Origin of the sequence: Stenotrophomonas sp. NPDC077659 (genome assembly GCF_050268705.1) — a bacterium.
Taxonomy (GTDB): Bacteria; Pseudomonadota; Gammaproteobacteria; order Xanthomonadales; family Xanthomonadaceae; genus Stenotrophomonas.
This window is the reverse complement of record NZ_JBNNHG010000135.1, coordinates 1-10,443: the sequence shown is the minus strand read 5'-3', so window position 1 is coordinate 10,443 and position 10,443 is coordinate 1. Positions and strand designations below refer to the sequence as shown.

The following is a 10,443-nucleotide window of genomic DNA, read 5'->3' as shown; positions in this document are numbered from 1 at the left end:
GCTTTTCCTGCGCGCGGGTCAGCATGGTGTAGGTCTTGCCCACGCCCGGCGCCGCGCCAAGGAACACGGTCAGCTTGCCGCCGGCCTCGCGCTGCAGGCCCTCCACCAGGGCGTCAGCCTGGCGGGTACGCGCATCATTCATTGCCGCTGCTGTCATGGCCGCCATTGTGCGCGCCGCCGGTGCAGGCCGGCATCACGGTGCCTTGGCCGCGTGGTCCAGGGCGAAGTTCAGGGTCACCACATTCACCCGCGGCTGCCCGAACAGGCCCCACTGGCGGCCTTCGGTATGCGCCCGCACCACCGCCTGCACCCGCTCCACCGGCAGGCCGCGCGCACGTGCCACACGGGCAACCTGCAGCTGTGCCGCCGCCGGTGACAGCTGCGGGTCCAGGCCGCCGCCGGACTGGGTGACCAGATCGGCCGGCACCTGCGCCGGGCTTACACCCTCGCGCGCTGCAACGGCAGCGGTGCTGGCGGCCACCCGTTCGGCCAGCGCCGGGTTGCTGCGGGCCAGGTTCGAACCCGCCGCGGCCATCGGGTCGTAGTTGGCCGCCGACGGGCGTGCCTGGAAGTAGCCATCGCCGTTGAACGGTTGCGCCAGCCACGCCGAGCCGCGTACCTGGCCGTTGCTGTCGCGCAGCAGGCTGCCTTCGGCCTGGGTCGGGAAGCTCAGGCCTGCAAAGCCGGTGGCGATGCCCGCGTAGACGGCACCGGCCAGCAGCAGGGTGGCCAGGCCCAGACCGATGGCCGGGCGCCAGGTGGCATCGTCCTGCAGGCGTGCCACGCGGGCCTCGACAGCGTGTTCGCGGGTCAGGGAAGAGGAGGTGGAGACAGAACGGTTCATGCGCCGGATACCAGGACAAGAAGGAGGTCGATCAGCTTGATCGCCGCGAACGGCAGCAGCACGCCGCCCAGGCCGTACACCAGCATGTTCCGGCGCAGCAGCGCCGTCGCGGTGGCCGGGCGGAAGCGCACGCCCCGCAACGCGAGCGGAATCAGCGCGGGAATCACCAGGGCGTTGAAGATCAGCGCCGCCAGCACCGCATTGCGCGGACTGGACAGCTGCATCACGTTCAACGCGGCCATCGCCGGAACGGCGGCGGCAAACAGCGCCGGCAGGATCGCGAAGTACTTGGACACATCGTTGGCCAGCGAGAAGGTGGTCAACGCGCCACGGGTGATCAGCTGCTGCTTGCCCACTTCCACCACCGCCAGCAGCTTGGCCGGGTCCGAATCGAGGTCGACCATGTTCCCGGCCTCTTTCGCCGCCTGCGTGCCGGAGTTCATCGCCAGGCCGATATCGGCCTGGGCCAGTGCCGGCGCGTCGTTGGTGCCGTCGCCCACCATCGCCACCAGGCGGCCACCGGCCTGCTCCTGGCGGATGCGCGCCAGCTTGTCTTCCGGCCGTGCCTCGGCGATGTAGTCATCCACACCGGCCTCGGCCGCAATGGCGGCCGCGGTCAGCGGGTTGTCGCCGGTGATCATCACCGTGCGGATGCCCATCGCCCGCAGCTGCGCGAACTTCTCGCGCATGCCGTGCTTGACCACGTCGGACAGCTCGATCACGCCCAGCACGTGGCGGCCCTCGGCCACCACCAGCGGGGTGGCACCGTTGCGTGCCACCTGCTCGACGCGACCGGCAAGTTCCGCAGGCACGTTGCCGCCCAGCGCCTGCACGTGATTGCGGATCGCATCCAGCGCGCCCTTGCGGATCTGGCGGCCGGGCTCCTGACCAGGCTGGGCCACGTCTACGCCGGACATGCGGGTCTGGGCAGTGAAGGCCAGGTACTCGGCCTGCTCCGGCTCAGCGGTGGCGCAGCCCTGTTCGCGCGCCAGGCGCACGATGGATTTGCCTTCCGGGGTCGGGTCGGCCAGCGAGGACAGCAGCGCCGCTTCGCGCAGCTGGCTGGCATCGATGCCGGCCAGCGGGTGGAAGTGGCTGGCCTGGCGGTCGCCGTAGGTGATGGTGCCGGTCTTGTCCAGCAGCAGCACGTCCACATCGCCGGCCACTTCCACCGCCTTGCCTGATTTGGCCAGCACGTTGGCGGCCAGCGCACGGTTCATGCCGGCGATGCCGATGGCCGGCAGCAGCCCGCCGATGGTGGTCGGGATCAGGCAGACCAGCAGCGCGATCAGCAGCAGCGGATCGACCTGCACGCCCACGGCCGCACCGATGGCAGGCAGCGTCGCCACCACCACCAGGAAGGTCAGCGTCATCGCCGCCAGCAGCAGGGTCAGCGCGATCTCGTTGGGGGTCTTCTGCCGGTTGGCACCTTCCACCAGCGCGATCATCCGGTCCAGGAAGCTGTGCCCCGGCTCGGCGGTCACCCGCACGATGATCTGGTCGGACAGCACCTTGGTGCCGCCGATCACGCCGGAGCGGTCGGTACCGGCCTCGCGCAGCACCGGCGCTGATTCACCGGTCACCGCTGCTTCGTTGATGGTGGCCACGCCCTGCACGATCTCGCCATCGGCCGGCACCAGTTCACCGGCACTGACGATCACGTGGTCGCCGGGGCGAAGTTCGGCGGCCGGAATCTGGGTTTCGGCGGCATCGGGCTGCGGTGCCGCCAGGCGGCGTGCCATCAGGTCCTGGCGGGCACGGCGCAGCGAGGCCGCCTGGCCACGACCGCGCGCTTCGGCCACGGCCTCGGCGAAGTTGCCGAACAGCACGGTCACCAGCAGGATCGCGCTCACCGCCAGGCCGAAGCCCAGCGGCGCGTTGCCGGTCAGGGTGATGATCGCCGCGACGATCGTGCCGGCCATCACCACCGCCATCACCGGGCTGCGCACCAGGTGCATCGGCGAGAGCTTGCGCACCGCTTCGACCAGCGCACGGCGCAGGCCGGCGCCATCGAGCAGGGCAGGGCGCGGTGTGAGAGAACGGCGGGAAGAACTTGCGTAGGTACTCATTTCAGGGTGTCCTCAGTGCAGTCCCAAGCTCAGGTGGTCGGCAATCGGGCCGAGCACCAGGGCCGGCATGAACTGCAGCACGGTCAGGATGACGATCACCGAGACCAGGGTCAGGGCGAAGGTCGGGGTTTCGATCTGCAGGCTGCCGGCCGCTTCGGGGGCCCGGCGCTTGGTGGCCAGCTGTGCGGCCACCACCAGCGGGATGATCAGGAGCGGGAAGCGGCCCAGCAGCAGCACCAGCGAACAGCTCAGGTTCCACCACACGGTGGCGTCGCCCAGCCCCTCGAAGCCCGAACCGTTGTTCGCATAGGCCGAAACGTACTCGTAGAACACCTGGCTGATGCCATGGAAGCCAGGGTTGGACGTACCGGCCAGGCCGGGCACGGCCAGGGTGATGGCGGTGAACACCAGCAGGGTGATCGGCTGCAGCAGCACCAGCAGGGCCAGCAGGCGCACCTGCGGTGTTTCCAGCTTGCGCCCGAACAGTTCCGGCGTGCGCCCGGTCATCAGCCCAGCCAGGAACACCCCCAGCAGCAGGTACACGATGAACTGCTGCAGGCCGCAGCCGATGCCGCCCCAGATCGCGCTGACCAGCATGTTGACCATCGCGATGCCACCGGTCAGCGGTGCCAGCGAATCATGCATGCCGTTCACCGAGCCGTTGGACACCTGGGTGGTCACCGCCGCCCACAGCGCGGTGCCATCGGCGCCGAAGCGCACCTCCTTGCCTTCCATCAGCAACGGCGTGGCCGCGCTGGCGCTGTGGCCCTCGCTCCACACCATCGCGCCGGTGGACAGCAGCGACATGCCCAGCATGCAGCTGAACACCAGGGCGCCGAAACGACGCCGGCCGGTGAACGCACCGATCATGAAGATCACCGCCAGCGGGATCAGCAGGATGCCCACCACCTCCAGCAGGTTCGACACCGGGGTCGGGTTTTCCAGCGGGAAACTGCTGTTCGGGCCATACCAGCCGCCACCATTGGCGCCCAGCTGCTTGGCCGCGACCATCGCCGCCACCGGGCCCAGTGGCAGTTTCTGCTGGGGCATGCCGGCGCTGGCGTCGATCGGTGTGGCCTGCGGTCCGCCCGCCATCGTCGAGGGCACGCCCTGGCTGGTCAGCAGCAGGGTCCAGACCAGGCACAGCGGCAGCAGGAAGCGCACGCACAGGCGCACCACGTCCACGTAGTAGTTGCCCACCGGCACCTCCCGGTCATCACCGGCCGAGGTCTGCGGTGCACGGGCGAACAGCGCCCGCAGCGTGGCCACCGCCAGCGCCAGGCCCATCATCGGCGTTACCACCTGCAGGCCGGTAATGCCGGTCATCTGCGCCAGGTAGGACAGCTGCGCCTGGCCCGAGTAGTGCTGCTGGTTGGTGTTGGTCAGGAACGAGATCATCGTGTGCAGCGCGGTGTCCCAGCGCATGTTCGGGATCTGGTCCGGGTTTAGTGGCAACCAGGCCTGGGTCATGAACACCGCCTGGGTCAGCACCGCCACCACCACGTTGCTCAGTACGAACGCCAGCACGTAGCCGCGCCAGGACATGGAACGCGCTGCATCCACGCCGAACAGCCGGTACAGCGGCTTCTCGATCCAATGGAACAGCACGTCGACCTTCATCGGCGCGCCACGCATCACGCGCGCCAGGTACAGGCCCAGCGGCCAGGCCAGCAGCAGACTGGCGGCAAGAATCACAAGCATCTCGGTCATGGCAGGCTCCGCTCAGAACGACTCGGGCCGCAGCACGACATAAAGGAGATAGGCAGCGGCGACCAGTACCAGCACGCCACACAACAACGACAGCCAAGGGAACATTGCAACAGCGTCCTGGTGGAACCCCTCCACCTCAGGCCGTCATCGTCGTCCTGCCCCCCATAAACGCACTACGCGCCGGACGGCGCCAGCGCGTAAAAAGTGCATAAATTCCGTGGCTCGCCTGTTGTAGCGCCGAGCGCGTGCTCGGCAGGCCGCCGGTTGTAGAGCCGAGCCCATGCTCGGCTGCACGGCAGACCAGCCAGCCCTCAACCGCCCGGGGCCATCCCCTTCAACTCGCGGTAGCGCTGCAGGCTGGCTTCGATCTCTGTCTTCAGCGTCACCTGCTGCTGCTCGAAACTGGCCTGCAGTCGCTGCTGTGCCTGCAGCTGCGCGTGGCGCTGGTGGATCGCCTCCGCCTGCTGTTGACTTACCTTGCCGCCGGCCAGCTCGCGGTCACCGGCGGTTGCCAGCAGGGTCACCAGCGAATCCCGCAGGCTGGCGACGTTGTAGCGCGCGGTGTTGAGGTTGTTGTCGAGCACCTCCTGGCGCTCGTTGAACACCTTGCGCAGCGCATCCTCGCTGCCATAGGTCGTCAACATGGCCTGTTCGGTGCGCTGCCGGGTCTGCGCCGCCATCTGGTCCAGCTGCGCCTGCGCCGCCGCGGTGCTGGCAGCGGCGCGTTCCTCATCGGTCAACGCGCGCTCCACCTGGGCATTGCGCACGCCGCTCCTGGCGCTGAATTCCTCGCGGGCGTTGTTGACCGCATCGGCCGGCAGCGCGTCGCTGCAGATCCGCTCCTTGCCTTCGTTCCAGCAGTACAGCTTCTTGTCGGCCGTGCCGGGCTTGGCCTGCAGGCAGGCCGGCAGCGCCAGCAGCAGTCCGGTGGCAACGATGGCAGGAACTCGGAACATGCGACCTTCCCCTGGGTCAGCGTGCGGAACGGACGCCGTACTGGGCCCGATAGGCTTCCAGCGGCTGCCGGTAGCCCACAAGTTCCGGGTTTCCAGAGGCGAAATCAAGCAGATCGGCCAGGGTCGCGACGGCGATCACCGGAATGCCGGCCTCTTCGGCCACGGCCTGGGCCGCCGAACGGTGGTCGGCTTCCGAGGCGATTTCCTGGCGGTCCAGGGCCACCACGATGCCGGCCGGAATGCCGCCGGCCGCGCGGATGATGGCCAGCGCTTCGCGGATGGCAGTGCCGGCGGTGATCACATCGTCCACGATCAGCACGCGCTTGCCGGTCAGGTCGGCGCCGATCAGCTGGCCGCCTTCACCGTGGTCCTTCACTTCCTTGCGGTTGAACGACAGCGGCAGATCGCGGCCACGCTGGGCCAGCTCGCAGGCCATCGCGGTGGCCAGCGGGATGCCCTTGTAGGCCGGGCCGAAGACCACGTCGTACTTGATGCCGCTGGCATCGATGGCATCCGAATAGCAGGCGCCCAGCTGCGACAGCAGCGAACCGGAGTCGAAACGGCCGGCGTTGAAGAAATAGGGGCTCAGCCGGCCGGACTTGAGGGTGAACTGGCCGAAGCGCAGGGCATCGGCGGTCAGGGCCAACTGCAGGAAACGGTGACGGTGGTCGCTCATCAAAACTCGATTCATCTTCATTCGGAGCACAAATCCTAATCCAGCTGGGCTTTCCGCGCTCGTCCGGCCCTTGGTGAAGGCCGTGCCGGGCCCGCTCGGCGGGCTGCGCGGGCCGCCGGGCAACCGGTAGTGGCGTCACCTTGCTGCAGGCCAGCGTCACGCAGCAGGGGCAGCAGATCGCCGCTCAGGCCAGTCGTATCGACGGTGTGCAGGCATCGGTGGCAGGCAAGGCTGACGCTTCGGTCGTGCAAGAGATGCGCGTGCAGGTCAACCATCAATGATCCGGTGGCAACCTAATTGCTAACAGTACCTTCCCAAATTGGTAGCGAACTGGCTGGGGTTGGGTGGTAAGCAACGGCTATCAGGAATTGGGCAACCCTACCGGAAACGCTAATTTCATTCCTTACGGTATGGTCAGCATTATCGGCAGCATGCGACCCGGTGCAACTGGAACTAATCCTGAGTTCTATGTTGTCACCGAACAAACTATGCCCATAGAACAGGGCAAAACCTACTGTGCGTCGGCTTGCTTAAACCCGCATCGATCAAATTATCAGTTCTGCGTATTCAGGGTCTGGTGGTGTTTCTGTGGTTGTGATGATATTCGAGATTATCCCCGCCCTTTTGGCAGCGCGTTTGGCTGTCAACTTGCGGAATATTGGTGAGGGCAATCCGTACTTCTGGATGTTTATGCCGATTGGTCCGAACGTTGGTGTGGCCGATGCGAACAAATGCAACGACTTGGATGGATCGCAACGCTAACACGTACTGGGGCGGTGCCATCGCGGCGGGCATCCTGCGCAACGCAGCTCAAAGCATCTTAAGATGGCTTCTTCCCAACTGCTCTCTGTACTTCCACCATCGCTCTGTCCAGCGATTCTTGCTGCCCAGCAGGAACCACATTGTTCCTGATAGCGCCTTCAAAATCTCCTGCTCCACATATGCCTGCATTGATGCAGAGCGAGTCCAATCGATAGGACCTGGGGCCGCAATCTGCACCCAACCGGCACGCTGCTATACTCCAAGCGTAGTTGGCATATGGTCCGGTCATGGCAGATTTGAACTCTGCGATATCGCTAGATTCAGGAGCGAGTGCGAGCAGATCGCCGAGAGAGAAGATAGCTTCCGGATCACCCGAATTGACCACATCACGCGCTAGCGACAGGTAGTCGTCTGCTTTTAGCGTTACCCAATTCTGGGATGCCACCGCAACCTTGGAGTACGTGTCCCCTTGGTTCGCGGCTCGCTCGAACCAGTTGGTGTATGCCTCATGCGGTATTACTTGGCCACCATCTACTGCAGAACAAGTCGCTGAGAATCGTTTCTTGATTCCGTCGTAGGTGCTTTTAGGGACGCCGCGCGCAGCTGCATATGCATCTAATGTTGCATACATATTTGTTGGGGACAGGCTGAATACCGAACACTGTTGGTACAGCTTTGCCAGTTCCCGTTGCGCCGTCATGTCGCCGGCTTCCGCCCGTGAGCGCAGGCTGTTGAAACGCAGCGCCGTCGGCTGAGAGTCGGCATTACTCCAAAGTTCTGAGCCAAGCATATCGGGGGGGCTTTCGCGCGCTACTGGCGAGATCGGTAGATGCTTGCGGCCGAGGTGCTCTGCAACTGGACCGGTGGATACTGGTCCACTTCGAGTTGCGCTGATCCCATACCAAGCCGCACCCCCGGCGAGTAAGGCTATAGCGAGCCACGTAACAATTCCTTTTGGAGACATTGCCGTTCCTGACTTTGCCCTGAATGCTGGTGACAATATTACAGTAGTCAGGCGCCTCTCCAGTGCCAAGCAGTGCTGGTACATAGTCGAGCAGGCTCGGGTCGACTCGATTCTCCGAAGTTCAGCGATTCAGGCACGTGCTGGCCGCGTTCGCAGGATCTGCGATAGGGCTGCGGCACGATTCAGGCCACCTTGTCAGAAAAGGCGGCCACATGAAAATTCCTGTTTTCCGCTCCCCGCAGTCTACCTCGATGATCGCCGAGGACCTGATAGCTCACGGGATTGTGGTGGTTGACACGATAAGGACGCAGGCTCGGCGTTTGGCCCGCGAACTGCGCGAAGAGCTGGGGATTGAACCACCGGATGACGAGCAGGAGGACTCCGACTGCCTGCTGCACCTGGCCTGTGACGTGGAACCCCTGAACAGTACGGGTGGGTGGACTACTACGTCCACAGCGGAACATCTCCGGTAGACGCGATGCGCGCAAAGGAACTGGTATGCGTGGCCGTCCGCCAGTGGGCCACGGTCGGGAAGCCCGACTACTTCGTCGCCCAGCGGCTCTCCCATCGGTAGCATTGGGCTACGGCGAGAAGTAGTCTTGCCGTCGCAATTGTGTTGGTACGCAGCGCCTGAAATAGTAGGTACTGGCGTTGGTACGGAAGGCGTGAATCCGAATATAAATTCTTTAAGAACAATAGGTTACTGTGACTTTTCGCATCACCAGCTTCAACGCCAATGGCATCCGCTCGGCCGCCACCAAGGGCTTCCTCGACTGGTTCCGGGCCCAGGACGCCGACGTTCTGTGCATCCAGGAAACCAAGGCGCAGGAAGACCAGCTCACCGATCCGATGTTCCGCCCCGACGGCCACCACTGCTTCTACCGTGACGCCATCACCAAGAAGGGCTACAGCGGCGTGGCCATCTACAGCAAGCGCGAGCCGGACCAGGTCATCACCTCGCTGGGCTGGGCCCCGTTCGATGACGAAGGCCGCTACATCGAGGCCCGCTTCGGCAATCTCAGCGTGGTCTCCTTCTATATCCCGTCCGGCAGCTCCGGCGACCTGCGCCAGGGCTTCAAGTTCGAAGTGATGGAATGGCTGCGGCCGTTCCTGGAGGTGTGGGCGCGTAGCGGCCGCGACTATGTCCTGTGCGGCGACTGGAACATCGTCCGCTCGGCGCTGGACATCAGGAACTGGAAGTCCAACCAGAAGAATTCCGGCTGCCTGCCCGAGGAGCGCGACTGGCTCAACGGCCTGTGCGCCGACCACGGCCAGGCCACCGACGTGGCCACCGGCCGCGGCTGGGCCGATGCCTACCGCCTGCTGCACCCCACCGGCGAGGATTACACCTGGTGGAGCAACCGCGGCGCCGCCCGCGCCAACAATGTCGGTTGGCGCATCGATTACCAGTTCATCACCCCTGGCCTGCGTGATCGCCTGCGCAGCTGCTCGATCTACCGCGACGAGCGCTTCTCCGACCACGCCCCGTTCACCGTGGACTACGACCTGTGAGCGAAGCCGCTGCAAAGCCCAGCTACAAGGGCTGGGCCGGGATCAAGCGCGCCTTCGGCACGCCCTCGGCCCTGACCATGGCCCTGCTGGGTTTCGGCAGCGGCCTGCCGTTCCTGCTGATTGCCTCGCAGACCCTGTCCACCCGCCTGCGTGATGTCGGCCTGGACCTGGGCAGCATCGGCCTTATCAGCCTGGCCAGCTTCTTCTACCTGCTGAAGTTCGTCTGGGCACCGCTGCTGGACCGCTATGCCTTCCCGCTGCTGGCTTTCCTTGGCCGCCGCCGTTCCTGGCTGCTGCTGTCGCAGGTGGCCGTGCTGATCGGCCTGGTCGCGCTGGCCTTCGTGCGCCCCGAACAGGGCGTGTGGCCGCTGGTGGCCTGGGTGCTGGTGGCGTCCTTCGCCGGTGCGACCCAGGATTCGGTGGTCGACGCCTACCGCATCGAGATCGCCCCGGAAACCGCCCAGGCCGCGCTGGCGGCCACCTACACCTTGGGCTACCGCATCGGCCTGATCCTGGCCGGTGCCGGCGCGCTCTACCTGGCCCAGTTCGAAGGCTGGATCATCGCCTACCTGGCCATGGCCGGGCTGATGCTGCTGCCGATCATCACCACCCTGCTGTGCCGTGAGCCGGACCGCCCCGCGCAGGCCGTGCAGCGCCGCATCGATGTGGCCGAAGCCTTCGTGCAGCCGATCACCAGCTTCTTCACCCGCAACGGCATCGCCCTGGCGCTGGGGCTGCTGGCTTTCGTGGGCCTGTTCAAGTTCCCCGACCAGGTCATCGGTGTGATGGCCGGCCCGTTCTATCTCGATTCGGGCTTCGACAAGGCCGACATCGCCACGGTCTCCAAGCTGTTCGGCGTGTGGATGGGCATCGGTGGCGCGTTCCTTGGTGGCATCGCGGTGGCCGCCTTCGGCTTCCGCTGCATGCTGCTGGTGGCCGCGCTGGGCGTG

Annotated in this window: 10 protein-coding genes and 1 pseudogene; 3 read left to right on the top strand and 8 right to left on the bottom strand. The window is 65.5% G+C overall.

The window, feature by feature from the left end; genetic code table 11:
- From ACQKDV_RS15765 to pyrE, 7 genes and pseudogenes are all read right to left on the bottom strand, one after another.
- A pseudogene (locus ACQKDV_RS15765) lies at nucleotides 1-142 on the bottom strand (hypothetical protein); the annotation flags it as partial.
- A 51-nt stretch (nucleotides 143-193) separates the two neighbouring features.
- A complete protein-coding gene (gene kdpC, locus ACQKDV_RS15760; RefSeq protein ID WP_427784959.1) occupies nucleotides 194-844 on the bottom strand; it encodes a potassium-transporting ATPase subunit KdpC in 651 nt (216 codons plus the stop codon).
- Entirely contained in the window at nucleotides 841-2,913 is a 2,073-nt protein-coding gene (gene kdpB / locus ACQKDV_RS15755) for a potassium-transporting ATPase subunit KdpB (protein ID WP_427784957.1), read from the bottom strand. The genes kdpC and kdpB overlap by 4 nt, the downstream gene beginning before the upstream one ends.
- A 12-nt stretch (nucleotides 2,914-2,925) precedes the next feature.
- The gene (gene kdpA / locus ACQKDV_RS15750; RefSeq protein ID WP_427784955.1) at nucleotides 2,926-4,623 is read right to left on the bottom strand and encodes a potassium-transporting ATPase subunit KdpA; all 1,698 of its coding nucleotides are present in this window, start codon (nucleotides 4,621-4,623) and stop codon (nucleotides 2,926-2,928) included.
- Nucleotides 4,624-4,635: 12 nt separating this feature from the next.
- Entirely contained in the window at nucleotides 4,636-4,728 is a 93-nt protein-coding gene (locus ACQKDV_RS15745; RefSeq protein ID WP_427784953.1) for a potassium-transporting ATPase subunit F, read from the bottom strand.
- 206 nt (nucleotides 4,729-4,934) lie between these two features.
- On the bottom strand, nucleotides 4,935-5,579 hold the full coding sequence (locus ACQKDV_RS15740) for a hypothetical protein (protein ID WP_427784951.1): 645 nt from the start codon (nucleotides 5,577-5,579) through the stop codon (nucleotides 4,935-4,937).
- Between the two features lie 16 nt (nucleotides 5,580-5,595).
- Nucleotides 5,596-6,255: an orotate phosphoribosyltransferase gene (pyrE, locus tag ACQKDV_RS15735; RefSeq protein WP_108767480.1), complete on the bottom strand. Its 660-nt coding sequence runs from the start codon at nucleotides 6,253-6,255 to the stop codon at nucleotides 5,596-5,598.
- Nucleotides 6,256-6,395: 140 nt separating this feature from the next.
- Here pyrE and ACQKDV_RS15730 point away from each other — a divergent pair, with 140 nt between their 5' ends.
- A complete protein-coding gene (locus ACQKDV_RS15730; RefSeq protein ID WP_427784950.1) occupies nucleotides 6,396-6,536 on the top strand; it encodes a hypothetical protein in 141 nt (46 codons plus the stop codon).
- A 539-nt stretch (nucleotides 6,537-7,075) separates the two neighbouring features.
- Here ACQKDV_RS15730 and ACQKDV_RS15725 read toward each other — a convergent pair.
- Nucleotides 7,076-7,807 (bottom strand): hypothetical protein, encoded by a 732-nt coding sequence (locus tag ACQKDV_RS15725; protein WP_427784949.1) that lies wholly within the window; start codon nucleotides 7,805-7,807, stop codon nucleotides 7,076-7,078.
- Nucleotides 7,808-8,686: 879 nt separating this feature from the next.
- Here ACQKDV_RS15725 and ACQKDV_RS15720 point away from each other — a divergent pair.
- Nucleotides 8,687-9,493, top strand: coding sequence for an exodeoxyribonuclease III (locus tag ACQKDV_RS15720; protein WP_427784947.1), 807 nt, complete (start codon nucleotides 8,687-8,689; stop codon nucleotides 9,491-9,493).
- Nucleotides 9,490-10,443 (top strand): MFS transporter (locus ACQKDV_RS15715; RefSeq protein WP_427784945.1); only part of this gene is annotated, 954 nt, incomplete at its 3' end. The genes ACQKDV_RS15720 and ACQKDV_RS15715, both read left to right, overlap by 4 nt.

Coding starts and splice junctions, on each gene's coding strand:
- kdpC (WP_427784959.1), bottom strand. CDS start 844: ATGAACCGTTCTGTCTCCACCTCCTCTTCCCTGACCCGCGAACACGCT.
- kdpB (WP_427784957.1), bottom strand. CDS start 2,913: ATGAGTACCTACGCAAGTTCTTCCCGCCGTTCTCTCACACCGCGCCCT.
- kdpA (WP_427784955.1), bottom strand. CDS start 4,623: ATGACCGAGATGCTTGTGATTCTTGCCGCCAGTCTGCTGCTGGCCTGG.
- ACQKDV_RS15745 (WP_427784953.1), bottom strand. CDS start 4,728: ATGTTCCCTTGGCTGTCGTTGTTGTGTGGCGTGCTGGTACTGGTCGCC.
- ACQKDV_RS15740 (WP_427784951.1), bottom strand. CDS start 5,579: ATGTTCCGAGTTCCTGCCATCGTTGCCACCGGACTGCTGCTGGCGCTG.
- pyrE (WP_108767480.1), bottom strand. CDS start 6,255: ATGAGCGACCACCGTCACCGTTTCCTGCAGTTGGCCCTGACCGCCGAT.
- ACQKDV_RS15725 (WP_427784949.1), bottom strand. CDS start 7,807: ATGCTTGGCTCAGAACTTTGGAGTAATGCCGACTCTCAGCCGACGGCG.